Source organism: Streptomyces sp. NPDC093085, assembly GCF_040683935.1.
In the GTDB taxonomy this organism is placed as follows: Bacteria; Actinomycetota; Actinomycetes; order Streptomycetales; family Streptomycetaceae; genus Streptomyces.
Genome location: NZ_JBFBFB010000001.1, coordinates 517,024 through 541,641, shown reverse-complemented (window position 1 = coordinate 541,641; position 24,618 = coordinate 517,024). Strand labels below are relative to the sequence as shown.

19 protein-coding genes and 2 pseudogenes are annotated in these 24,618 nt (G+C 71.7%); 14 read left to right on the top strand and 7 right to left on the bottom strand.

All coding sequences use genetic code 11. The features are described 5' to 3' along the window. Window positions 1-7: 7 nt before the first annotated feature. The 3 genes from AB0O07_RS02165 to AB0O07_RS02155 all read left to right on the top strand — a co-directional run bounded on the left by AB0O07_RS02165 (window position 8) and on the right by AB0O07_RS02155 (window position 3,615). Window positions 8-1,381, top strand: a complete 1,374-nt coding sequence (locus AB0O07_RS02165; RefSeq protein ID WP_365625429.1) for a cytochrome P450 — start codon at window positions 8-10, stop codon at window positions 1,379-1,381. Window positions 1,382-1,795: 414 nt separating this feature from the next. After that, complete coding sequence (locus AB0O07_RS02160) at window positions 1,796-2,728, top strand: cytochrome P450 (protein WP_365625426.1); 933 nt, start codon at window positions 1,796-1,798, stop codon at window positions 2,726-2,728. 119 nt (window positions 2,729-2,847) lie between these two features. After that, window positions 2,848-3,615: an enoyl-CoA hydratase/isomerase family protein gene (locus AB0O07_RS02155; RefSeq protein ID WP_365625423.1), complete on the top strand. Its 768-nt coding sequence runs from the start codon at window positions 2,848-2,850 to the stop codon at window positions 3,613-3,615. On the opposite strand, the gene AB0O07_RS02150 is transcribed toward AB0O07_RS02155, so the two are convergent. Continuing rightward, window positions 3,573-4,379, bottom strand: a complete 807-nt coding sequence (locus tag AB0O07_RS02150; protein WP_365627908.1) for a GntR family transcriptional regulator — start codon at window positions 4,377-4,379, stop codon at window positions 3,573-3,575. The genes AB0O07_RS02155 and AB0O07_RS02150 overlap by 43 nt on opposite strands. 283 nt (window positions 4,380-4,662) lie before the next feature. On the opposite strand from AB0O07_RS02150, the gene AB0O07_RS02145 reads away from it, so the two are divergent. Next, window positions 4,663-5,511 (top strand): (2Fe-2S)-binding protein, encoded by an 849-nt coding sequence (locus AB0O07_RS02145; protein WP_365625420.1) that lies wholly within the window; start codon window positions 4,663-4,665, stop codon window positions 5,509-5,511. Window positions 5,512-5,722: 211 nt separating this feature from the next. Then, window positions 5,723-6,775, top strand: a complete 1,053-nt coding sequence (locus tag AB0O07_RS02140; RefSeq protein ID WP_365625417.1) for a DUF2637 domain-containing protein — start codon at window positions 5,723-5,725, stop codon at window positions 6,773-6,775. 204 nt (window positions 6,776-6,979) lie between these two features. Here the strand turns inward: AB0O07_RS02140 and AB0O07_RS02135 are convergent, their stop codons facing one another. Beyond that, window positions 6,980-7,372 (bottom strand): ATP-binding protein, encoded by a 393-nt coding sequence (locus AB0O07_RS02135; protein WP_365625414.1) that lies wholly within the window; start codon window positions 7,370-7,372, stop codon window positions 6,980-6,982. A gap of 233 nt (window positions 7,373-7,605) precedes the next feature. Between AB0O07_RS02135 and AB0O07_RS02130 the strand changes: the two genes are divergently transcribed. The 3 genes from AB0O07_RS02130 to AB0O07_RS02120 all read left to right on the top strand — a co-directional run bounded on the left by AB0O07_RS02130 (window position 7,606) and on the right by AB0O07_RS02120 (window position 12,684). Continuing rightward, window positions 7,606-10,740: a glycoside hydrolase family 38 C-terminal domain-containing protein gene (locus AB0O07_RS02130; RefSeq protein ID WP_365625411.1), complete on the top strand. Its 3,135-nt coding sequence runs from the start codon at window positions 7,606-7,608 to the stop codon at window positions 10,738-10,740. Window positions 10,741-11,080: 340 nt separating this feature from the next. After that, complete coding sequence (locus tag AB0O07_RS02125; protein ID WP_365625408.1) at window positions 11,081-12,076, top strand: helix-turn-helix domain-containing protein; 996 nt, start codon at window positions 11,081-11,083, stop codon at window positions 12,074-12,076. A 125-nt stretch (window positions 12,077-12,201) separates the two neighbouring features. Beyond that, window positions 12,202-12,684, top strand: coding sequence for a DUF456 domain-containing protein (locus tag AB0O07_RS02120; RefSeq protein WP_365625405.1), 483 nt, complete (start codon window positions 12,202-12,204; stop codon window positions 12,682-12,684). 145 nt (window positions 12,685-12,829) lie between these two features. Here the strand turns inward: AB0O07_RS02120 and rsgA are convergent, their stop codons facing one another. Next, window positions 12,830-13,942 (bottom strand): ribosome small subunit-dependent GTPase A, encoded by a 1,113-nt coding sequence (gene rsgA / locus AB0O07_RS02115; protein WP_365625402.1) that lies wholly within the window; start codon window positions 13,940-13,942, stop codon window positions 12,830-12,832. Window positions 13,943-14,312: 370 nt separating this feature from the next. Between rsgA and AB0O07_RS02110 the strand changes: the two genes are divergently transcribed. From AB0O07_RS02110 to AB0O07_RS02100, 3 genes are all read left to right on the top strand, one after another. Then, complete coding sequence (locus tag AB0O07_RS02110; RefSeq protein WP_365625399.1) at window positions 14,313-15,194, top strand: hypothetical protein; 882 nt, start codon at window positions 14,313-14,315, stop codon at window positions 15,192-15,194. A 170-nt stretch (window positions 15,195-15,364) separates the two neighbouring features. Continuing rightward, window positions 15,365-17,266, top strand: coding sequence for a family 43 glycosylhydrolase (locus tag AB0O07_RS02105; protein ID WP_365625396.1), 1,902 nt, complete (start codon window positions 15,365-15,367; stop codon window positions 17,264-17,266). 1 nt (window position 17,267) lies between these two features. Beyond that, entirely contained in the window at window positions 17,268-18,698 is a 1,431-nt protein-coding gene (locus tag AB0O07_RS02100) for an RICIN domain-containing protein (RefSeq protein ID WP_365625393.1), read from the top strand. A 156-nt stretch (window positions 18,699-18,854) separates the two neighbouring features. Here the strand turns inward: AB0O07_RS02100 and AB0O07_RS02095 are convergent. Then, window positions 18,855-19,079, bottom strand: a pseudogene (locus tag AB0O07_RS02095) (helix-turn-helix domain-containing protein); the annotation flags it as partial. Between AB0O07_RS02095 and AB0O07_RS02090 the strand changes: the two are divergent. Continuing rightward, window positions 19,078-19,897: pseudogene (locus AB0O07_RS02090) on the top strand (NAD(P)-dependent alcohol dehydrogenase). The pseudogenes AB0O07_RS02095 and AB0O07_RS02090 overlap by 2 nt on opposite strands. 43 nt (window positions 19,898-19,940) lie before the next feature. Here AB0O07_RS02090 and AB0O07_RS02085 read toward each other — a convergent pair. From AB0O07_RS02085 to AB0O07_RS02075, 3 genes are all read right to left on the bottom strand, one after another. Further along, window positions 19,941-21,659: an alpha-amylase family glycosyl hydrolase gene (locus AB0O07_RS02085; protein WP_365625390.1), complete on the bottom strand. Its 1,719-nt coding sequence runs from the start codon at window positions 21,657-21,659 to the stop codon at window positions 19,941-19,943. 55 nt (window positions 21,660-21,714) lie between these two features. Beyond that, window positions 21,715-22,008, bottom strand: coding sequence for a YkvA family protein (locus AB0O07_RS02080; protein WP_365625387.1), 294 nt, complete (start codon window positions 22,006-22,008; stop codon window positions 21,715-21,717). Between the two features lie 92 nt (window positions 22,009-22,100). Beyond that, the gene (locus AB0O07_RS02075) at window positions 22,101-22,394 is read right to left on the bottom strand and encodes a hypothetical protein (RefSeq protein ID WP_365625384.1); all 294 of its coding nucleotides are present in this window, start codon (window positions 22,392-22,394) and stop codon (window positions 22,101-22,103) included. A 65-nt stretch (window positions 22,395-22,459) separates the two neighbouring features. Here AB0O07_RS02075 and AB0O07_RS02070 point away from each other — a divergent pair, with 65 nt between their 5' ends. Both AB0O07_RS02070 and AB0O07_RS02065 read left to right on the top strand, forming a co-directional pair. Further along, complete coding sequence (locus tag AB0O07_RS02070) at window positions 22,460-22,993, top strand: CGNR zinc finger domain-containing protein (RefSeq protein WP_365625381.1); 534 nt, start codon at window positions 22,460-22,462, stop codon at window positions 22,991-22,993. 177 nt (window positions 22,994-23,170) lie between these two features. After that, window positions 23,171-24,337 carry a serine hydrolase domain-containing protein gene (locus tag AB0O07_RS02065; protein ID WP_365625378.1) on the top strand — a complete coding sequence of 389 codons (1,167 nt, stop codon included), beginning with the start codon at window positions 23,171-23,173 and terminating at the stop codon, window positions 24,335-24,337. The last annotated feature ends 281 nt before the right edge of the window (window positions 24,338-24,618 follow it).

Below are 24,618 nucleotides of genomic sequence, written 5' to 3'. Positions count from 1 at the left end.
CCGGCAGATGTCTTCCCCTTCGGACTTCCCCTCCCCCCCGCCGGGGTGCCCAGCGCACAACAGCGGCAAGGGCATCCCCATGTACACGCAGGAGTTCGCGAGGGATCCGGACGCCTTCTACGACTACATGAGGCACTTCGGCCCGGCCGCCCCGGTCGAACTCGCCCCGGGCGTGGAGGCGTCGCTGATCACGGATTACGCCGCGGCCCTGCACGTCCTCCAGAACCCCGACACCTTCGTCCGCGACTCGCGCCGCTGGAAGGCGCTGAACGAGGGCCGGGTCCCGCTGGACAGCCCCATCGTGCCGATGATGGCGTACCGCCCCAACTGCCTCTTCGCCGACGGCGCCGAGCACATGCGGGTGCGCCAGGCGGTGACGGAGTCGCTCGGCCGGATCGACTCCCACCGGGTCAGCCGCCATGTCGACCGCGTCGCCCGCTATCTGATCAGCCAGTTCACCAGCCGGGGCCGGGTCGACCTGGTCACGGACTACGCCCAGCTCGTCCCGCTGCTGGTCTTCAACGACCTCTTCGGCTGCCCGGCCGAGATCGGTGACCGGCTGGTCTTCGGGATCGCCAGTCTCATGGACGGCGTCGATGTCGAGAAGGCGAACGAGGTGACGACACAGGCGCTGATGGAACTGGTCTCCCTCAAGCGCTCGCAGCCCGGCGACGACATCACCTCCTGGCTGATGCAGCACCCGGCGCGGCTGACGGACGAGGAGATGATCCACCAGCTCATCACCCTCGTCGGGGCGGGCAACGAGCCCACCCAGAACGTGATCGGCAACGCCCTGCTCCTCCTGCTCTCCGACGACAAGTACGCCGGTGACCAGAACGGGTCGGGTCTGCTGGTCGAGGACGCCATCAACGACGTCCTGTGGAACAGCCCGCCGATCGCCAACTACGCCGTGCACTACCCGGTGTACGACGTGGACCTGTCCGGAAGCAAGCTGGACGCCGGCGACCCCGTGGTGATCAGCTTCGCGGCGGCGAACACCGACCCGAGCCTGTCGGTGAGCCGGCAGACGCTGAGCAAGCGGGCGCACCTGGCCTGGGGCGCAGGACCGCACGCGTGCCCGGCGAAGGACCTCGGGATGCTCATCTCCGTCCTGGCGATCGAGAAGCTCCTCAACAGCCTGCCCGACGTGGAACTGAGCGTGCCCGGCGAGAACCTGACCTGGCGTCCGGGTCCGATCCACCGGGCGCTCAATACGCTCCCGGCCCGGTTCACGCCCGTACGGAAAGAGGAGGCGCCGTCACCTTCCCGTAACACTTACGGGCGTCCGGGCCTCCCCGCCCCCCAGGTATCCGAACAGCAGCGGGGGCGTGGGCAGAAAAACGGTTTCTGGAGCGGCTTCCTCACGTGGTGGAAAGCGTGAGATTCGCTACACCGGCAAGTTACTGACTGCTGCATAGGCATTACTCAACGGGGGTAGACACGGCAGGCGAATCACGCGTGATCTCTTCGAGAAAGAGTCCTCATGGATCCCTCCCCGGTCGACCGCCGAGCCTTGACCTCTCTGTTCTCCCGGCTTCGCAAACCACGCGGACAAGCGAACCCCCTGCCCCTCTATTCGGAATTGAGGGGACTGGGTGATGTCATCTCCACCCCTTGGGGCGGACACCTGGTGACCTCGTACGATCTCTGCGACCAGGTGCTGCGGAGCCGGGAGTGGAAAGTCCCCGACGCCGCCTGGCGTGCCAGTCAGACAAACGACGCACGCTGGAACTCGCCCGCCTCACAACAGGCGGCCAGAACGCTCCCGATGCTGAATCCGCCGCACCATACCCAAATGCGGCAGTCCGCCGCCAAGCTCTTTGGACGCGGATTCCTCCAGGACATACGAATAACCATCGAGCGGACCGTCGAGGACCTTCTCGACGCGTTCGAGAAAGAGACACTTCAGGAGGGCTCGGCGGATTTCAACTCGCTCGTCGGCGAACAGCTCCCCATCATGACGATCGGCGGATGGCTTCAATTGCCTTCCGCCGATTACCCGTTGCTCAGGTCGCTCGTCAACAAGCAGGTCCTCACCCAGGAGTTCTTCCCGCAGCCCAGCGACATCGGCAATTCCGACAACGCGACCCAGCGGCTCCGGGACTACTTCGGCGAGGTGGTACGGGAGCGCCGCGCCGCCCCCGGGGACGACCCGGTCTCCCTCTGGATCCGCGCCTGGGACGAGATGGAGCCCGACCGGGAGAAGGCCGACGCGGCGGTCCACTCGCTGGCCTTCTTCGTCCTGGAGGCCGCCCTGGAGACCACGACGCACCTGCTCAACGGTGTCACGTTGATGCTGCTCAAGCGCCCCGAGCGGTACGCCTGGCTGCGCGCCCACCCCGAGCAGATACCCAACGCGGTGGAGGAGTCCCTCCGTTACGACGCGCCGATCCATATGATCAGCCGGATCGCGCCGGAGGATCTGACGCTCGGCGGAGCCCCGGTCCAGGCCGGCGAGATGGTGCAGCTCATGGTCGGTGCCGCGCACCACGACGAGCGCAGGTTCGAGGAACCGCAGGACTTCGACATCCAGCGCCAGCCGACCCACCTGGCCTTCAGCAGCGGAATGCACTACTGCCTCGGCGCGCCACTGGCCCGAATGGAGGGGGTGGCGATGCTCACCTCATTGCTCGCGCGTATGCCAGGACTCCGTATCGCGCAGTCGCCCACCTGGGCCGGACAGGTGACTTTCCGCCGGCTCACCTCATTCCGGCTCGCCCTCGACTGAAGCCGGCCGAGGAGAACACGGCACCCGCACACCCCGTCGTCACAGCATCGTTTCGGCCATTCGGCACCCACCTCTCCTGTCCCGTTCCAGCCATACGAAACACGTCACCAAGGACGTCCATGTTCGACGATCTCAAAGCCCTTCAGGTCATTCACGACGGACCGTCGCTCACGGTGCGGTTCAACGCCCCCGAGACCGGCAACGCCATTTCCGGCCTTCTTCTCGATGAACTCCTGGCCGTTCTCGGCGCGTTGGACGACCACCCGGACATACGGGTGCTGATACTCGCCGCCGCGGGGGACGACTTCTGCCTCGGCGGGGACCGGGCGGAATTCCCCTCGCTGATCTCCTCCCAGGAGGGCCAGGCGGCCATGCGCGCGCTCGGCAACAAGGCCCGCCGGGTCTGCGACCTGCTCGCGACCACCGGGGTGGTCACCATCGCCCGGCTGCACGGCGCGGTGGTCGGCGCCGGCGTCGGGCTCGCGGTCCTCTGCGATCTGCGGGCCGGGGCGGAGAACTGCCGGTTCCGCCTGCCCGAGCTGGGCCTCGGGGTCCCGCCGGCCTGGGGCGGGATCATGCCCCGGATGCTCTACGAGTCCGGTGCGGCGCGCCTGCGCGAGCTGGTCCTCACCGCGGAGAACTTCGACGCCCGCAAGGCGGCCGAACTCTCCATCCTCCACAAGGTCGTCCCCGAGGAAGAGCTGGACGCCACGATCGACCGCTGGACCAAGCCGCTGCTCCGCCGCTCCCCGGCGGCCCTGCGCACCGCGAAGGCGATGCTCAACTCCTACGCGGGCGCCCACCGGCTCGGCGACGGCACCCTGCTCGACACGGAGTTGCTGACCTACGCCGTCGCCGCCCGCGAGGTGTCCAGGTCACCCCGCTGACCCGTGATATGCCCGGTCGCCAGCGCCCCCACCCGTACGGGATCGCCCGCCGCCAGCGCGTCCAGCAGCGCCAGATGCTCGGCGGCGTGCGCCAGCAGCTCCGCGCGGCGGACGGCGGGGGCGCCGGCCGGGGGCCACTGGGCGCGGCGGTGTACGTCGTCCGCGACCGCGACAAGTTGCCGATTGCCGGAGAGGGCGAGGAGCGCACGGTGGAAGGCGCGGTCCGATTCGGCGTAAGCGGCGCGGTCGCAGTGGGCCGCCGCGGTGCTCGTGGCCTCCGCCAACGGGCGTATCTCCGCCCACCGTTCGGCGGGGACGGTACGGGCGAGCCGCCGCAGCACCGGCACTTCGAGCAGGGCCCGCACCTCGGTGAGTTCGGCGATCTCACCGGGGGTGCGCAAGGTCACCCGGAACCCCCGGTTGGGCACCGTCTCCACCGCGCCCTCCAGGGTGAGTTGCTGCATGGCCTCGCGTACGGGGGTGGCGGAGACCCCGAAGCGGGCGGCGAGCACCGGCGCCGAGTAGACCTCGCCCGGCACCAGTTCGCCGCCGACCAGCGCGTCCCGCAGGGCGGTGAGGATCTGGCCGCGTACCGAGTGCCGCCGTACGGAGGAGGCGGGGGCCCCGATCGGGTGGTGTTCGGCGGAGCCGGTGACGGTACGGCCCCGGGGCGGCGCCGGGGGCTGCCCGGTCGCTGGCTGGTCACTGTGCGTGTGCTCCCCGCGCGCCGGCTCGCGCGCGTCCGAACGCGCCTGCCCCGGCACCCGAGGGGCTCCGGACGCCCCCGCCTCCGCCCCGCGTACGGCGGCGCGCCGCTCGCTCTTCTCGGGTGCCGCCCCCCTGGGCTGGGGCGTTGCCGGCGCGGTGGCCTCACGCGCGCTGCCCTGCTCCACTCGGGTCCTCCTCGGCCGTCCGGTCAGCCCGGCGCGCGAGCGGGCCGGGTCCTCCCTGTGCACGATAGGCGGAACCGGGGCGCGGTTCACACCTCGATCACATCGGGTAAGGTAAGGCTTACCTGCAAACGATCCCGATTCGGTGGTCCCCTGCATGACCCTCCCCGCTGTGCTCCCCGGCCTTCTCGCCTCTCCCCTGACGGACGCCTACGCCCGTCTGACCGAGGTGTTTCCCGCGCTGAGCATCGAACTCCTCACCGAGGGTGAGCAGCCGCCCAGCGGCGGCGGCTGGGTGGGCGCCGCCGATCTGGCCGCCGGGGGCCCGGCCCTCGACACCTTCCTGGCCTGGGACGAGGCGCAGGTCCTGCGCGACTACGGGCAGCCGGCCCGGCCGGATGTGATCGCCAGCTTCGCCCTGCACCGCTACGCGTGGCCGGCCTGTCTGCTGATCACCGTGCCGTGGTTCCTCCACCGCCGGGTGCCCCGCTATCCGGTCGAGTCGGTCTCGTTCCAGCGGGCGCTGGGCCGGATGACCGTCCGGGTGCCGGAGTTCGCCTGTCTGCCGGGGGACCCCGCCGCCGCCCTGCCCGGCGCCCGGGTCGTACCGGACGAGGAGGCGCTCCGCACCGAGGTGCGGGAGGCCGTCGCCGAGCAGCTCGGGCCGGTGCTGGACGGGTTCGCCCCGCGCATGCGGCGCGGCCGGCGTGCGCTGTGGGGGATGGCGACCGACGAGATCGTCGAGGGGCTGTGGTACATCGCCCATCTGCTGGGCGAGGAGCGGCGGGCGATGGCGGAACTGGAGCTCCTGTTGCCCGGGGCGACCAAACCCTATGTCGGCGGTGCGGGTTTCCGGGAGTTGACGGGGGCTCGGGGCGAATCTTTGCCGACCCGTGACCGAGCGAGTTGCTGCCTTTTCTACACGTTGCGCCCCGAGGACACCTGCGTCACCTGCCCCCGTACCTGCGACGACGACCGGGTCCGTAAGCTCAGTACCACCGTCTGACCCTCCGTCACCCGTGGATTCCACGCCCCCCGCCGGGGTGATATTAATCGAACATGACAGCCACCTGCCGAACGGCAGCTCTAGCCGATCGTGCATATTTGTGTGCCACATCGCCTCGTTGGTGTTCTCTTGTCCCAAAACCCTCTGAGGGGCACCACGCTTCCGTCAAAATGGCGTCCCAAACGCCCTACTGCGATGCAAGGAACACCGCATGCGACTGACTGACATATCGCTGAACTGGCTGATTCCCGGCGTCGTGCTGATCGTCGGGGCCCTGGTGACGGTGGCGGTACTCGCCGGAGGCAAGCGCGCCAAGGAGAAGCCCGCCGTGGAGGACTCCTGGGAGCGGAGCGAGGAGCGCCGCAGGCGGAAGGAGGCCATCTACGGGATAGCCTCCTACGCGCTGCTCTTCTGCTGTGCCGCCGTGGCCGCCGCGCTCTCCTTCCACGGCCTGGTCGGCTTCGGCCAGGAGAACCTGAACCTCTCGGGCGGCTGGGAGTACCTCGTGCCGTTCGGTCTCGACGGCGCCGCGATGTTCTGCTCGGTGCTCGCGGTGCGCGAGGCCAGCCACGGTGACGCCGCCCTCGGTTCGCGTCTGCTCGTCTGGACGTTCGCCGGTGCCGCCGCCTGGTTCAACTGGGTACACGCGCCCACGGGTCTCGGCCACGAAGGCGCCCCGCAGTTCTTCTCCGGCATGTCCCTCTCGGCCGCGGTGCTCTTCGACCGCGCGCTGAAGCAGACCCGCCGGGCGGCCCTCCGCGAACAGGGGCTCGTCCCCCGTCCGCTGCCGCAGATCCGGATCGTACGGTGGCTCCGGGCACCGCGCGAGACCTTCGGCGCCTGGTCGCTGATGCTCCTCGAAGGCGTGCGCACGCTGGACGAGGCCGTCGACGAGGTGCGCGAGGACCGGCGCCAGAAGCAGCAGAGCCGGCACCGCAGGCGCGAGCAGGGGAAGCTGGAGCGGGCGCAGATCAAGGCGCTCAACCGGCAGCACCGCGCCTGGGGCCGCGGGCGCGGCGGCCGTCAGGTCGCCCTGCCCTCGGCGAACGCGGGGTCGGGTTCGCCGCCGGCCGTCGAGGCCGCAGCGGAGCCTGCCATAGGAGAGCAGCCGCAACTTCCCCAGCGTTCCCGGCTCTCTCTTCAGGCCGTGAAGGGTACTGAGGCCCGCACCGTGGACCTCACCGCCGAGGACGACACCCAGGCCCTGCCGAGGCTCGACTCCCTGGAGCGCAAGCTCAAGGAGATGGAGCGTCAGTTCGGCTGAGCGCCCGCCGCTCACCCCGGCACGACCCGCACCACCAGCACCACCCGTAGGACCCGCACCACAGGCGACGCCCGCGCAAGGCTGTGCAACGGCACCGTGAGGACCGGCGTGACGGACCCCCGTCGCGCCGGTCCTCCGCTGTCCGGGCCATGGTCCGGGCCGTACGTCGCCCCGTATCCCGGGCCGTGGTTCAGGCCGCACTCGCTAGGCCGCCTCGCACTTCAGCTCGAACCAGACCACCTTGCCCAGTGGCCTCGCCCGTATCCCCCAGTCGTCCGCCAGGCTCCGGACCAGGGCGAGACCCCGGCCGTGCGTGGCGTCGTCGGGGACCGGACGCGGCGGCTCCGGAGGCGCGACCGGGGCGGAGACGAAGTCCCGCACCTCCACCCGCAGCCGCGAGTCCGCTACCGTCGCCGTCACCACCGCTCCCGTCTCGGTGTGCACCAGCGCGTTCGTCACCAGTTCGCTCATCAGCAGCTCGGCCACCGCCGCGGAGTCCCCCTCCCGCCAGTGGACCAGCATCTCCCGTAACGCGTGCCTCGCCTCGGGGACGGCCGCCATGTCGGCGCCCGCCACTCTGAGCCGTAGCCCAGTCATCACCCTGTCCCCCCGCTCGTTCCGTCTGTCCCCCGCCGGAATGGCTCGCTGCGCATGCGTACAAGAGGTGTATTCCCCTTGCCGGAATCGGCCACTCATGGTGTTCGTCACGTGTTGCCTTCCCCGCCGCCGCCGTACGGGCGCCGTAGGGCATGACCGGCGCCCCGGGGGGTGCGCCCGCCCTGACCGGGGAAGTTTCGGGGGGAGCGATTCCGAGAGAGCGAGGAGCCCCGATGCACGACGACCGCACTCAGGTGGAAGGGCGGCTGGAGCGCGCGCTGCGCCAGTTCATCCGCCCCGCGCAGTACGCGGCGCGGCAGCCGCTGACGCTCACCGTCTGGCACGCCCCGGGCGAACCGGTCCCGGTGGAGCAGGCGTTGCGCGGTTCGTACGAGCCGTTCGCCGCCGGTACGGAGTGGGGTTCCCCGTGGTCGACGAGTTGGTTCCGGCTGACCGGCACGGTGCCCAGGGAGTGGGCGGGGCGCCGGGTGGAGGCGGTGATCGACCCCGGATTCACCGGTGAGGGGCCCGGGTTCCAGGCCGAGGGGCTGGTGTACGACGCGGCGGGCGTGCCGCTCAAGGGCATCCATCCGCGCAACCGGTACATCCCGGTGGCCGCGCCGGCGGCGGGCGGCGAACCTGTCGAACTGCTGCTGGAGGCGGCGGCCAACCCGGCGGTGCTCCACCACTTCGAGCCGACGCTCCTCGGGGATGTGCTGACGGCGGGCGACCGCCCCCTCTACCGCTTCGCCTCGGCCGAACTCGCCGTCCTGGACGAGGAGGTGTGGCATCTCGTCCTCGACATCGAGGTGCTCTCCGAGCTGATGGCCGAGCTGCCCGCCGACCGCTCGCGCCGCCACGAGATCCTGCGCGCCCTGGAGTCCGCCCTCGACGCGCTGGACCTGCACGACGTGGCGGGCACGGCGTCGGCCGCGCGCCGGGAGCTGGCGGAGGCGCTGGCCCGCCCCGCCTCGGCGAGCGCCCACCGGCTCTCGGCGGCCGGGCACGCCCATATCGACTCGGCGTGGCTCTGGCCGCTGCGGGAGACCGTACGGAAGGCGTCGCGGACCTTCGCCAATGTCACGGCGCTCGCCCAGGAGTATCCGGAGCTGGTCTTCGCGTGCTCGCAGGCCCAGCAGTACGCGTGGGTGCGGGACCATCAGCCGCACATCTGGCGCCGTATCAAGGAGGCGGTGAAGAACGGGACCTGGGCGCCGGTCGGTTCGATGTGGGTGGAGTCGGACGCCAACATGCCCGGCGGTGAGGCGCTGGCCCGGCAGATCGTGCACGGCAAGCGCTTCTTCCGGGAGGAGCTGGGGGTGGAGACGGAGGAGATCTGGCTGCCGGACTCCTTCGGATACACCGCGGCCTTCCCGCAGTTGGCGGAGTTGGCGGGGGTGAAGTACTTCCTCACGCAGAAGCTGTCGTGGAACCAGTCGAACAGGATGCCGCACCACACCTTCTGGTGGGAGGGCATCGACGGCACCCGGGTCTTCACCCACTTCCCGCCGGTCGACACCTACAACGCCCAGTTCCACGGCTCCGAACTGGCGCACGCGGAGCGGAACTTCGCCGACAAGGGGGTGGCGACGCGCTCACTGGTGCCGTTCGGCTGGGGCGACGGCGGGGGCGGCCCGACCCGGGAGATGGTGGAGAAGGCGCGCCGGCTGAAGTCCCTGGAAGGTTCGCCCCGGGTGGAGATCGAGCATCCGTCGGCGTTCTTCGCGGCGGCCTGGGAGGAGTACGGGCGGCGGGCGCCGGTCTGGTCGGGCGAGCTCTACCTGGAGCTGCACCGGGCCACGTACACCACCCAGGCCAAGACCAAGCAGGGCAACCGGCGGAGCGAACACCTGCTGCGGGAGGCGGAGTTGTGGGCCTCGGCGGCGGCGGTACGGGCCCGCCGCGCCCCGGGGGCGGCGCGCGGGACGCGGCGCGGATCGCGGCCGTACACCTACCCGTACGAGGCGCTGGACCGGATCTGGCGGACGGTGCTGCTCCACCAGTTCCACGACATCCTCCCCGGGTCCTCGATCGCCTGGGTGCACCGGGAGGCCCGCGCCACCTACCGGGCGGTGCGGGAAGAGTTGGAGGGGATCATCGCGGAGGCGGTCGCGGCGCTCGGCGGCGGTCGGCCCGCCGTGCTCAACGCGGCGCCGTTCGCCCGCCGGGAACCTGTCGAGTTCGCCCCGGCGGATGTCCCCGCCTCCGTACGGACCCAGCCGCTGGCGGACGGGCGGGTGCTGGCCGCCGCGTTCACCCGGTCGCTGGCGACGGGTTCCTTCACCGGCGCCCTGGACCGTTCGGGGGTCACCGCCACCGCCCAGGACGGCACGATCACCCTCAGGAACCAGGTGGTCGAGGTGGTGATCGACGCGGACGGGCTGCTCTCCTCCGTACGCGACCTGGTGGCGCGGCGCGAGGTGCTCGCCCCCGGCACCCGGGGCAATCTGCTCCAGCTCCACCCCGACCACCCCAACCAGTGGGACGCCTGGGACATCGACAAGCACTACCGGCACCGGCACACCGACCTCACCGCCGCCACCTCCGTCGAGCTGACCGAGACCGGCCCGCTGCGGGCATCGGTGCGTGTGGTACGGGAGTTCGGGGCGTCCCGGATCGTCCAGGAGCTGCGGCTCACGGCGGGCAGCAACCGGATCGACGTCCTCACCGACATCGACTGGCACGAGTCGGAGAAGGTGCTCAAGGCCGCGTTCCCGCTCGATGTGCACGCCGAACGCTCCACGGCCGAGATCCAGTTCGGCCATGTGCACCGGGCCACCCACGACAACACCGGCTGGGACGCTGCCCGGTTCGAGATCTGCGCGCACCGCTGGCTGCGGGTGGCCGAGCCGGGGTACGGCGTCGCGGTGCTCAACGACTCGACGTACGGCCACGATGTCACCCGGGTGCCGCACCGGGACGGCCTGGGCACGACCGTACGGCTGACCCTGCTGCGCGCCCCGCACTCGCCCGACCCGGAGACCGACCAGGGCCGCCACCGTTTCCGGTACGCGCTGCTGCCGGGCGCCACGGTGGAGGAGACCGTACAGGAGGGTCTTGCGCTCAACCTGCCGCTGCGGGTGGCGCCCGCGCCCGAGCTGGCGCCGCTGGTCGATGTCGACAACGCGGCGGTGACGGTGGAGGCGGTCAAGCTGGCGGAGGACCGGAGCGGCGAGGTGATCGTACGGCTCTACGAGTCGGCCGGCGGCCGGGCCGACGCCACGCTGCGGCTCGGCTTCCCGGTGGCGGCTGCGCGGGTGACCGACCTGCTGGAGCGGCCGCTGCACGACGCGGAGCGCGGCGAGGAGGGCGTACGGCTCCGGCTGCGCCCCTTCCAGATCCTGACGCTGCGCCTGACCCCGGCGTAACGGCAGGGAGCCGGGGCCCATGCTGCCCGGCCGTACCGGGGAATGAGTCCGCCGGGCGACCCCACCCCCCACGGGAAGGACGCCCGGCGAACGGCTCCGGGGACCCGGTCGGCCGCGCGCGGAGGCGGCGGGCCCGCGCCGGTGGGCGCATATGACCGGGACTGTTGCTGCTGTGATGGCGCCCACCATGACAGAGTGCCGGGCCTCCGGGGGATGATGTGCGCGGCGGGTTTACGCCGTGGCCGGTATCCGCCACGGCGGGCCGGGTACCCGTGCGTCCCAGGAGGTCGCGCGGGGTGAGCGCGGGGTGTACGGGGCGTGTGGGGAGGAGCCGGGCAGGATGCTGGGAGCGATAGGTCTTGACGAGAGACATGAGGCCGCCTATCGGGCGCTGGTGGCGATCGGCGCCGGGGAGGTGGCGGACCTGGCCCACCGGCTCGCCCTCCCCGAGCCGGAGACCGAACAGGCGCTGCGGAGGCTGGAGCGGCAGGGGCTGGCCGCCCAGTCCTCCTCGCGGGCGGGCCGCTGGGTCGCCGCGCCGCCCGCCGTCGCGCTGGGCGCGCTGCTGACCCAGCACCGGCACCGGCTCGAACAGGCGGAGCTGGCGGCGGTGCTGCTCGCCGAGGAGTACCGGGCGGAGGCGGCGGAGCCCGCCGTACACGACCTGATCGAGGTGGTGACCGGCGCCGACGCCGTCGCGCACCGTTTCCTCCAGCTCCAGCTCGGTGCGACGGAGGAGGTGTGCGCGCTGGTCACCGGCGAGCCGGTGGCCGTGACGGGCCAGGAGAACGAGGCGGAGGACCGGGCGGCGAGCCGGGGCGTCGGCTACCGGGTGGTGATCGAACGGGAGGTGCTGGCGGAACCGGCCGCGCTGGCCGAACTCTCCGCCGCGCTCGGCCGGCAGGAGCGGGTCCGGGTCACGGAGCGGCTGCCGACGAAGCTGGTGATCGCGGACCGCACCCTGGCGATGGTGCCCCTGACCGGGCGGGGGGCGGCTCCGGCGGCCCTGGTGGTCCACGCCAGCGGGCTGCTGGAGTCGCTGATGGGGCTCTTCGAGGCGGTGTGGCGGGAGGGGCTGCCGCTGCGGCTCGGCGCGGACGGCACGACGGTACGGGAGGACGGCGCGCCCGGCCCCGACGCCATCGACCTGGAGATCCTCTCGCTGCTGCTCGCCGGGATGACGGACGCGAGCGTCGCCAAACAGCTCGACCTGGGGCTGCGGACCGTACAGCGCCGGGTGAAGGGGCTGATGGAGCTGAGCGGGGTGACCACTCGGCTCCAGCTCGGCTGGCACGCGTACGAGCGCGGCTGGGTGGCCCGCACCCCCGGCACCTGACCCCCGCCGCTCCGGTACGGCCGCGCCCCTCCGGTGCTCCGGGCTCCGGGCCGCCGGCCCTCCCGTACTCCGGTACGGGCGCGGCGCGACCTGCGGGAACGGGGGGCGTCCTGCACAGTTGGCGGATGGAAGTGTGGCAGCTCGTGCTGGTCGCCCTCGTCATGGTGCTCGGACTGTTCGGCGTGCTCGTGCCCGGGGTGCCGGGCCCGGCGATCGTCTGGGCCGCCGTGCTCTGGTGGGCGCTGACGGACACCACGCGCACCGCGTGGGGCCTCCTGATCGGGGCGACCGCGCTGCTCCTCCTCAACCAGGCGCTCAGGCCGCTCCTCCCCGCCCGCCGGACGAGCCGGACGGGCGTCCCCCGCCGCACCCTGCTGACCGGTGGCGTCACCGCGATCGTCGCGTTCTTCCTGATCCCGGTGGTGGGCGGGATCCTGGGTTTCGTCGGCGGGTTGTACGGAGCGGAACGCGTCCGGCTGGGCAGCCACCGCGACGGCTGGGCCTCGACCCGCACGGTCCTCCGCACGGCCGGGGGCTCCCTGCTGGTCGAGTTGTTCGCCTGCCTCCTGGTGGTGGGCGCGTGGCTGGCCGTCCTGCTCTGGTCCTGACGGGGCGGGGCGGACCGGCACCCCGCCCGGCCCGGCCCGCCCCGGCCTCGTACGCGGCGCACGCCCGTACGCCCTTACGCCCGTACCGCCCGTACGACGCGAAGAAGCCCCGTCAGCGCGGCCCGTACAAGGCGCGCGAGCCCCGTCAGCGCGGCCGGCCGCCGCGCTTCGCCTCCATGGCGGCGCGCCCCTCCGCCCCCTTGCGCTTCCACTCGCGGCGGATCTCGCCGCGGAGCCGGGCGTCGGTCTTGGCGACGATGTACTGGTTCTCGCGGAGCAGCTTGCGGTAACTCGCCAACCGCCGTTCGGAGAGCGCGCCGTCCTCGACGGCCGCCAGCACCGCGCACCCCGGTTCCGCCGTATGGGCACAGTCCTGGAAGCGGCAGGCCTCGGCCAGCTCCTCGATCTCCGAGAAGACCTGGCCGACCCCGGTCCCCGCGTCCCAGAGCCCGACGCCGCGCAGCCCCGGGGTGTCGATGAGGACGCCGCCCCCGGGCAGGACGAGGAGGTTCCGGGTCGTGGTGGTGTGCCGGCCCTTGCCGTCCACGTCCCGCGTGGCCTGGACCTCCATCTCCGCCCTCCCCAGCAGCGCGTTGGCGAGCGTGGACTTCCCGGCGCCGGAAGCGCCGAGCAGCACGCTCGTACCGCCGGAGAGCACCGCGGAGAGCACGTCGACCCCGTCCCCGGCCGCCGCGCTGACGGCGAGGACCTGCACCCCGGGCGCGGCGTTCTGGACGTCCTCGACGAGATGGGCCCGGACGGCCGGGATGTCGACGAGGTCGCTCTTGGTGAGCACGATGACCGGCAGGGCCCCGCTCTCCCACCCGAGGGCGAGGAAGCGTTCGATCCGCCCCAGGTCGAGTTCGACCGCCATGGAGACGGCGATGACCGCGTGGTCGACGTTGGCGGCGAGGATCTGCCCCTCGGAGCGCTTGGAGGAGGTGGAGCGCACGAAGGCGGTACGGCGCGGCAGATACGCCCGGACGAAGCGCGGGTCGCCGTCCGGGTCGACCACGGCCCAGTCCCCGGTGCAGATGACCCGGAGCGGGTCGTGCGGGGTGACGAACTCCGTATCGGCCCGCACGACCCCGGCGGCGGTGGCCACGTCGCACTGCCCCCGGTCGACCCGGACGACCCGCCCGGGGAGCAGACCACGCTCCGCGTACGGAGCGAACGCGGCGGCCCAGCCGGTGTCCCACCCGTACGAGGTGAGCGGGTGCAGGGCGTGCGGAAGCGAAGACAAGCTGAGAGAAGACAAGGGAAACCCTTCAAAGGGTGGCCCCGGCACGCCCGCACGGGCGTGGAACAGCGAAGAGAGGTCAGCCGGAGGCCACGGAGGCGGAGGTGGGAGCGGAGGTGGGAATGGTGAGCTGCTGAAGCTGGGCGGCGCCCAGGACCGTGACCGTCATCAATGTCCTCACCTCTTACTCACGTGCTCTGCTCATGCTCTGCGGGCGCGCGTGCGGCGCGCCCAACGGCTGACGGAGTCACCATAACCGGGCCTCGGGAGAGGGTGCGAGCGAATTACGGGCGGGCCGTCGGAGCAACCTCTCGGGGGCCGGTGGAGACCTGGGGGTGGAGGGGGTGTGTGCCTCCTCTGTTCTTCACCCCCCACTGGAAGGGTCGTCATGGTGTTGCGTTCGATCCGAAGAGCCTTGGTCGCGCTGGTCGTCGGCGCGCTGGGTGTGCTCGGGCTCGTCACCCCCGCGGGTGCCGTGGCCGTGCCGCCGTCGGTTTCCGTGTCCGGCTCCGGGTCCGGGGTCGCGGCTGATTGGAATCCGCCCGCGCATCTGGTGCAGCCGCTCGACGAGGTGTGGCGGCATGTCGAGTCCACGTATCCGGACCTGTACGGGTTCCGCAACTACGGGTGGGACCAGGTGATGGCGAACTCCGGGCGGATCGCGTACTGCGTCCGCTGGGAGTCCGACCAGCCGGTCTCGGCGCAGTTGCGGGACGAGATCCATGCCGCGCTCAAGCGTCAGTCGAAGAAGTGGGCGGACACCGTCGCGGGCTTCGAGGGGTTCCCCTACCAGAACGTTCCGGTGGACATCGTCGGGTGGGCCGTCAAGGACCGGGCCACGCTCCAGTGGAGCGACAGCTCCGTGGACATCTACACCAATGTGCTGGACGGCGGGGGCGCGCCGCAGTGCGCGCCGGACTGCGGGCGTTTCTTCCATCAGAACGGTGACTACTCCCGGTGTCCCGGGGGTGCCGCGCGCCACTACGACCAGTCGCTCTGGCTGACCAAGGGGTTCCAGGGCGGCGCCGGCGGGGACTGGGGGCAGCGGATCGGCAGTGAGTACATGGTCGGCGCGCGGTTCCAGGAGGACATCCACATCCTGGAGCACGAGATCGGGCATACGTACGGGCTCGACGACTTCTACGACTGGACGCCGACCGGGGTCGGCGGCTTCCTGATGAAGGCGGGGAGCGCCACGTACATCACCGAGTTCGACATGTGGATGTACCGGGACTTCTGGCGGCATGTGAAGGGCCGGTACGGGCTCTGAGGAGATGACGGGGCGGGCGGAGGGGCCGGTTCAGGTTCGTCTCGTCCGCCCCGTTGACCTCCCTGTAACCCACCTCTACGGTTTCGGCGTTCGGAATCACAGATGGTGTTCGAGATCTCGTACGACGCGACCCTCTGTCCCGGAAAAGCCTTCCCGGAAAGGGAGACTGCATGAGCCGCAGTGATGTCCCCAGCCGCCGCACGCTGTTGAGAGGGGCGCTCGGTGCGGGCGCCCTCGCCGCCCTCCCCGGCACCGCCCTCCCCGGCACCGCCTTCGCCGCCCCGGCACCTTCGGGTGGTCCGGGCGAGCGGGGGGCCGTCGCCGCCGCGTACCGTAATCCGCTGGTGGAGCAGCGGGCCGATCCGTTCATCCACCGGCACACCGACGGCCGTTACTACTTCACGGCGACGGCGCCGGAGTACGACCGGATCATCCTGCGCCGCGCCACCACCCTCCAAGGGCTCTCCACCGCCCCGGAGTCGGTGATCTGGCGCCGGCACACGAGCGGCGACATGGGTGCGCACATCTGGGCGCCCGAGCTCCATCACATCGACGGGAAGTGGTACATCTACTTCGCGGCGGGGCGCACCGACGATGTGTGGAAGATCCGGATCTGGGTGCTGGAGAACTCCAACCCCGATCCCTTCCAGGGGAGTTGGACGGAGCGGGGGCAGATCACCACCGCCTGGGACACCTTCTCCCTCGACGCGACGACCTTCACCCACAACGGGACCCGCTATCTCGCCTGGGCCCAGCACGAGCCCGGGCTCGACAACAACACGGGTCTGTTTCTCTCGGCGATGGCCGATCCGTGGACGCTGCGAGGCCCTCAAATACGGCTCTCCACACCGGAGTTCGACTGGGAGAACGTCGGTTTCAAGGTGAACGAGGGGCCTGCGGTCATCCAGCGCAACGGCCGGGTCTTCCTCTCGTACTCGGCGAGCGCCACCGACCACCACTACTGCATGGGGCTGCTCACCGCCCGTGCGGGCAGTGATCTGCTCGACCCGGCCTCCTGGTCGAAGTCGCCCACCCCGGTCTTCGTCAGCAGTGAGGAGAACCGGCAGTACGGGCCCGGCCACAACTCGTTCACGGTCGCGGAGGACGGGCGTACGGATGTCCTCGTCTACCACGCCCGGCAGTACAAGGAGATCACCGGCGACCCGCTCGACGACCCGAACCGGCACACCCGGATCCAGCCGCTGGGGTGGCGGGCGGACGGGACACCGGAGTTCGGGGTGCCGGTGGCCGACGCGGCGGCGACGGCCGGCCCGGCGGCGGTGACGCGGTACACGATGACGGCGTTCACCAACTCCAGCGAGTCCAACATGTACGTGTACGAGTCGTCGGACGCGCTCGCGTACAACCTGCTGAAGGGGCCCGCCTACACCCCGCCGACCGGGCTGATCCGGGACCCGAGCCTGATCCGGCACACCGACGGGCTCTACTACATCGTGTACACCACCAACTGGACCGGGAACACGATCGGCTTCGCCCGCAGCTCCGACCGCGTCAACTGGCAGTACTACGGGCAGCACACGCTGCCGGTGGCCGGGCTCGCCCGTACCTGGGCGCCCGAGTGGTTCGTGGACGCGGACGGCAGTACGCATGTCATCGTCTCGCTCGACACGACGGACAACTACATCTTCCGGCCGCACCTGCTGACGGCCACCAGCTCTTCGCTGCTCAACTGGACGACCCCGACGCCGATTTCGGGGCTCGCCAACTCGAACTACATCGACACGTTCGTCGTACGGCACGGCGGCAAGTACCACGCGATCACCAAGCAGGAGACGACGAAGTATCTGGAGCACGCGGTCGCGGACCGGCTCGCGGGCCCGTACACCTTCACCGGCACCGGGAACTGGGCGGGCTGGGGCAGTTGGCGCGAGGGGCCCGCGCTGGTCCAGCTCGACAACGGCGGCTGGCGGATCTACTTCGACGGCTACGCGGAGGGGAAGTACTACTACAGCGACAGCCTGGACGGGCTGAACACCTGGACCCCGATCCGGGAACTTCCCGGACTCTCGGGCTTCGCACGGCACTTCACCGTCCTGAGGGAGAGTGTCTGAGATGGCCCGGCTCCGTACGTTCCTGGTCTCCCTGCTCGCCCTCTGTCTCTCCGCCGCCGGGCTCCTCCTCCCGGCGACGACGGCCACCGCCCTGGAGGCCGGGCCCGTCTCCGTCACCAACGGCGGCCAGTTCACCGACACCAGCGGCCAGTTGGTGCACGCCCATGGCGGCGGGGTCATCAAGGCCGGGTCGTACTACTACTGGTTCGGCGAGAACCGCAACGCCGACAACACCTTCCGGTACGTGTCGGCGTACCGCTCCACCGACCTGAAGACCTGGGAGTTCCGCAGACATGTGCTGACCCAGGCCACCGCTCCGGAGCTGGCCGCCGCCAACATCGAGCGCCCGAAGGTGATCTACAACGCGGCGACCGGCCGGTACGTGATGTGGATGCACAAGGAGAGCGCCACGGACTACAGCCAGGCGCGGGCCGCCGTGGCCACGTCCGCCACGATCGACGGCGACTACACCTGGCAGGGCAGCTTCCGCCCGCTGGACACGCACATGTCGCGGGACATCACACTCTTCACGGACACCGACGGCGCCGGGTACATGGTCTCGGCGGCCCGGGAGAACTACGACCTGCACATCTACCGGCTCACCGCCGACTACACGGGTATCGCGAGCCTGGTCGCCAACCCCTGGCCGGGCGGCCACCGCGAGGCGCCGGCGCTCTTCAAGCGCGGCAGTGTGTACTTCATGCTGACGTCCGGGGCCACCGGATGGAGCCCCAACCAGCAGCAGTACGCCACCGCGACCTCGCTCGCCGGGCCGTGGAGCGCCATGCGCAACGTGGGCGACTCGACGGCGTACAACTCCCAGACGGCGTACGTGCTTCCGCTCCAGGGCACGGCCGGCACCTCGTACCTGTACATGGGCGACCGGTGGGGCAACTCCTTCGGCAAGCAGGTCAACGACTCGCGGTACGTGTGGCTGCCGCTCTCCTTCCCGACCACCACCACGATGACCATGGAGTGGTACCCGGAGCTGACCATCGACACGACGGCCGGCACCGTGACGGGGTCCGGCGGCCCGTTCGAGACGCTGACGGCGCGGCACAGCGGCAAGTGCGCCGACATCCCCAACCAGTCGATCCTGGACGAGGTCGGGCTCACCCAGTACACCTGCAACGGCGGCGGCAACCAGCGGTTCTGGTTCCGTGACACCGGTGACGGCTATGTGCGGTTGATGGCCCGGCACAGCTCGCTCTGTCTGACGGAGACCTCCGCCGGGGTGGTGCAGCGCGCCTGCGGATCCACCACCGACCAGCAGTGGCGGGTGACGACGAACGCGAGCGGCTACACCACGCTGGCTGCGCGGGCGAGCGGCCAGTGCCTCGATGTCGTCTCGGCGTCGGCGGACAACTCGGCGCGCGTCATCACGTACACCTGCTCGGGCGCCACGAACCAGCAGTGGACGCGCGGGACATGACCGGACCGGAGGACGGACTGCCGTAGCCTCGCGGGGTCGTCGGGCTCAGGTGTCCGGGCTTACGGGTCCGGCTTACGGGTCCGGCACACGAGTCCGGGTTACGGGGCCGACGCGTCCCACGTGGCGCAGAGGCGGTCCAGGTCGAGCGGGGCCGGGGGCGGCAGCCGCGTCCACGACCGCGGCACAGTGCCCGAGCTGGTCCGCGAACGCCTCGGTGACCAGCGACTCCTTGGTCGGGAAGCGCCGGTAGAGGGTGGCGGCGCCGACCCCGGAGCGCCGGGCGATCACGGACATCGGTACGTCGAGCCCGCGCTCGGCGAAGGTCGCGCGGGCCGCCGCGACGATGCGCTGACGGTTCTCGCGGGCGTCGGCGCGGAGCATCCGAGAGGGTTCGGCGGCGCTGTACGACCGTTACGGACCCCCCGAGGTGCTCTATGTGGGCACGGTGCCCACCCCCGTCGCCGGGCCCGGCGAACTGCTGGTGCGGGTGCACGGCATCAGCGTGAACGGCGGCGAACTCGCCGCACGGGCCGGGAAGCTGGGCATCGTGGCGGGCCGGAAACTCCCCCGGCGCACCGGCGTCGACTTCACCGGTGAGGTCGCGGCGACGGACCCCGGCACGGCAGGGCCCGCCGTGGGCGCCCGGGTGTGGGGCATCCTGCCGCGCGGCGAGGTCATCCGGGGGACGGCCGGCAGCGCGGCCGAGTACGTCACCGTACGCCCCCGGCAGGTCTCCCTCGCCCCGGACGGCCTGGACCTGGTCGAGGCCGCCGCGCTGCCCGCCGTCGGTACGACGGCGGTCACCGCGCCGCGCGACAAGGCCGCGCTCCGGCCGGGCGAACGGCTGCTCGTCCGGGGCGCGAGCGGCGGGGTCGGCTCCGTCGCCGTCCAGCTCGGGAAGGCGTTCGGCGCCCGGGTCACCGCGCTCGCGGGCGCCAAGAACCGCGACTGGGTACAGGAGTTGGGCGCCGACAAGGCGTACGGCTACGCTCGCCTCCGTCGTCCACGGCCCCCGGCGCGTCCGGGCCTTCAGCGGCAACCCCCTGCACCAGGACTTCGTGGATCTGGCCGGCTATGTGAAGAGCGGGGCGATGCGCCCGCTGGTGGACACCGTGTTCCCGCTCGCGGAGATCGCGGCGGGGCACCGGGCGATGGAGGCCGGCGGGGTACGGGGCAAGCATGTCATCCGGGTGATCTGACGCCCCGTACCTCCATCCTCAACTCCCCCTGCGGAAGGGCCGCTCAGCCCCGCGCGTCGAGCCAGACGGCGGTGTCCGGGGCGAGCACCGGCGCGGCCCCGCCGTCCGTGCTGTGCGTGCCATCCGTGCCGGGCTCCGGCGCGCTCGACAGCAGCGGTACGGCGCCGGTGGGCAGCGGCAGCGGTACGCCGGAGAAGTTCACCCGGCACTCCAGCCCGGCGCCCTTGCGGAACGCCAACTCGCCCTCGGCCGACGGCAGCCAGCGGAAGCCCTCGTCGCCCCGGAACTCCCGGCGCAGGGCGAGCGCGGCGCGGTACAGCTCCAGGAAGGAGCCGGGGCGGCCGGTCTGCTCCGCCACCGCGTACCTCCCCCAGCCGGCCGGCTGGGGGAGCCAGCTCCCGCCGGGGCCGAAGCCGTACGAGGCGCCGGCCGCCGTCCACGGGAGCGGCACCCGGCAGCCGTCACGGCCCTTGACGGTGTGTCCGGTGCGCTCCCACATCGGGTCGCGCAGCGCGTCGGCCGGCAGGTCGGCGACCTCGGGGAGGCCCAGCTCCTCGCCCTGGTACAGGTAGGTCGTACCGGGCAGGGCGAGGGTCAGCAGCGCGGCGGCGCGGGCCCGCCGCCGCCCCCGCGCCTCGTCGGGCACGGGGGCCGGAGCGCCGTCTCCGCCGCTCATCAGCCAGCGGCGGGTGTCGGTGCCGTCGGGGAGCGCGTACCGGGTGAGGTGGCGGACCACGTCGTGGTTGGAGAGCACCCAGGTCGGCAGGGAGCCGGTGGGCGCGGCGCCGGTCAGGGAGGCGTCGATGACCTCGCGGAAGGCGTCGGCGCCCCAAGGGCAGCGCAGATGGAAGAAGTTGAACGCCTGGTGGAGTTCGTCGGGCCGGGTGTAGAGCGGCAGCCGGGCGGCGCTGACGCCCGCCTCCGCGACCATGATGCGGGGCGGCGCGTACGAGTCGGTGATCTTGCGCCAGGCGCGGTAGATGTCGTGGACCTCGTCGCGGTCCCAGAAGGGGTGGTCCTCGCCGCTGGGCGGGGCGTTCAGGGGCGCGGTGTCGCCGCCGCGCGTGTCGCGGAGCGGCGGGGTGAGGTCCTTGCGCAGTCCGTGCGCCACGTCGATCCGGAAGCCGTCGACGCCGAGGTCGAGCCAGAACCGCAGGGTGCCCTCGAAGTCGGCGATGACATCGGGGTTCTCCCAGTTCAGATCGGGCTGCTCGGCGGCGAAGATATGCATGTACCACTGGCCGTCGGGGACCCGGGTCCACGCGGCGCCGCCGAACTTGGACTGCCAGTCGGAGGGCGGCTCGGCCCCGTCGGGCCCGCGCCCGTCCCGGAAGACGAACCGGTCCCGTTCGGCCGAGCCGGGCCCGGCGGCCAGCGCCTCGGCGAACCAGGGGTGCCGGTCGGAGCAGTGGTTGGGCACGATGTCCACGATCGTACGGAGCCCGAGCTCGCGGGCGCGGGCGAGCAGCGCCCGGAAGTCGTCCAGGGTGCCGTGCCGGGGGTCGACGTCCCGGTAGTCGGCGACGTCGTACCCGCCGTCGGCGAGCGGCGAGGGGTAGAAGGGCGTCAGCCAGACGGCGTCGGCGCCCAGCTCCGCGATGTGCCCGAGGCGGTCGGCGATCCCCCGGAGGTCGCCCATGCCGTCGCCGTCGGCGTCGGCGAAGCTCGGTACGTAGATCTGATAGACGACCGACTCCCGCCACCAGTCGCCGCCACTGTCCGCTATCGCGTACGGGTTCTCCGGGGTCGCGTGCTGAGTCACTGGAGCCTCTCGTGCCGGGTGGTCACCAGGCTGAAACTCTAGTGGCGCGGTGCGATCAAGGGATGATCTTCTCTGTCTTCGGCAGCGCCTCCTCCGCCGAGTGCAGCGAGCGGAGCGCCATCAGCAGCACCCCGATGTCGTCGATGTAGATGGGGTCGGGCAGCACGTCGAACGGCAGGACCAGATAGGCGAGCGCCCCCCAGAACAGCCACTTCTTCGTCATCGGGACGCCCGCGTTCGTCAGTGCGGACCGCGCCTTGAACAGCCGCACGGCAAGGTAGATCGCGGTGCCCAGGGTGACGACCACCACGACGACGGCCACGGCGGTGAGTACCTGGAGTTCGCTCACGGCGCTCTCCTCCTCGGGGCTCGGGGGTTGGGCTGAGTACTCGGGGGCGTACGTTCCCCCTCCACCTGACCGGATACCCGCCCGGAGCCATGTCACCGCCGCCGCGCCAGGACCTTCGCCAGCCCGCCGTCGACCAGGATCACCACACCGCCGCAGGGGCAGGCGCAGTACTCGACCACCCCCTGCGAGGTCCGGTGCCGGGACAGCAGCGACCAGCGGGCCTCGTCCGCCGCGCCCGCCCGGTCGCACACCGCGCACCGGTCGGCGCACCGGTCACCGAACGGGTCACCGAACTGGTCACCAAACGGGTCACCGCCCGGGTCGTCGCCGCCGCAGCCGGCGCCACAGGGTTCACCGGGCCCACAGGATCCAAGGGGTCTCCGCATACCCCTCAGCCTGATGTCACGCCCTAGAGCAGTTCAACCCTTACATCCGGGGCTAGGGTGGCCCCATGCAGTTCACCCACTACGGCGGCGAGGCCGCGCTGCTCGCCGTGGACCTCGTCAACGCCACCGTCACCGGCGCGCCGTTCACCCCCGAGAGCCTGGCGCCGCTGCTCGCCGCCCACGGCACCGACCGGCGCCCGCTGACCGCCGGGGAGGCGGCCGAGGTGGCGGAGTGGAGCCAACGGCTCCGCCCCTGCTTCGGGCCGCAGGATCCGGCGGGGCGCCGCGACGCGGTCAACCGCCTGCTGACGGAGGCCGCCAGCAAGCCGTACATCACGGTCCACGACGGCCATGCCCCGCACCTCCACTACGCCGACCCCGCCCTCGGCCTGGTCGCCCATATCCGCGCCATCACCGCCGCCGCCCTGGCCCATGTGATCTGCTTCGCCGGCCAGAACCGCCTGGGCCGCTGCGCCCGCGCGCGGTGCGGCCTCGCCTTCGTGGACACGTCGCGCAACGGCCGGCGCGCCTACTGCTCCGTGCGGTGCGCGAACAACGACGCGGTTGCCCGTCACCGCAGCCGCGCCGGCGCCCCGTGAGCCCTGCGGAACCCATGAGGTCCAGGGGGTCCATATGACTTAAGAGACTCAAGGGACTGATAACCCCATAAGCCCCCGCACCGCCCTCTTCCCCTGGATACGCCCAGTCGTTACCTTTCTCGGCCTACCGGGTCACAGGGGGCATCCGGCGCCCCGCCCGGAAATCGGGGAGGCGTCATGGTGCGGGCCGTACCGGATGTGCAAGGCCACTGCGACCAGCGGTTCGACGCGGTGCGTGCCGCGTTCGAGGAGAACTTCCGGGCGCGGGGCGAGCTGGGCGCGGCCGTCACCGTGGAGGTGGCGGGGGACCGGGTGGTCGACCTGTGGGGCGGCTGGGCCGATCCCACGGCCACCCGGGCCTGGGGGCGCGACACCGTGGTCACGGTGTGGTCGACCACCAAGGGGGTGGCGGCGCTCTGCGCCCATCTGCTGATCGACCGGGGACTGCTCGACCCGGAGGCGCCGGTCGCCGCGTACTGGCCGGAGTTCGCGGCGGCCGGCAAGGAGTCCGTCACCGTACGGCAGACGCTGGCGCACCGAGCGGGGCTGGCCGGTCTGCGCGAGCCGCACTCGCTCGCGCAGCTCTACGACCGGGAGCTGACCACCGCCCGGCTCGCGGCCACGGAGCCCTGGTGGGCGCCGGGGACCCGGTCCGGCTATCACGCGGTGACGTACGGCTTTCTCGTCGGCGAACTGGTCCGGCGGATCGCGGGGGTGCCGCTCGGGGTGTTCCTGCGCCGGGAGGTGACCGGGCCGCTCGCCGTCGACTTCACCATCGGGCTGCCCGAGCCCGAGGCGTACCGGGCCGCCGAACTGGTCCGGCCGCCCGTCGAGATCACCCCGGAACTGGCGGCGAGATACGAACAGTTGACCCCGGTGGCACTGGCGGCGCTGGGCAACCCCGCGACGAGCGCGGCGGACGCGTACACCCCGGCGTGGCGGGCGGCGGAGCTCCCGGCGGTCAACGGGCACGGCACGGCGCGCGCGGTCGCCGCGCTCTACGGCATCCTCGCCGGACGCGGCCGGTACGGGGGCCGCCGCGTCCTCTCCCCCGGCACCGTCGAGCTGGTCCGTACGGGGCAGGGGCGCGGCCGGGACCTGGTGCTGGGTCCGCTCGTCGGGCGGGACACGGAGGCGGGCCTGGGGGTCTGGCTCAGCGGGCCCGACCGGATGTACGGGCCGAATCCGAGGGCGGTCGGCCATGACGGTCTCGGCGGCTCGTTCGGGCTCGCCGACCCGGAGGCGTCGCTTTCGATGGGGTACGTCATGAACCGGATGGGCCCGCACATCGCGGACGACCCACGGAAGACGGCGCTGATCGACGCGGTGTACGAGGCGCTGTAGGGCGCGGCGTACGGGGCACCGCAGGGGGCGTCGGCGCCGTAGGGGGCGTCGGCGCCGTAGGGGGCGTCGGCGCCGTAGGGGGCGTCGGCGCCGTAGGGGGTGTCGGGGCGCCGTAAGGGGGTGTCGGGGCGCCGCAGGGCATGGCCCCGCCCGCACCACGGAAACCCCACCGACGCAAGAGCGCCCCTCCGGCCACATCCGGGGGTGGCGCCGCGCCGTTCCACAGCCGCCTCCCAGGAAATCGAAAGGTTTCAGCCATGATCATCTGATGGGCATTTCAT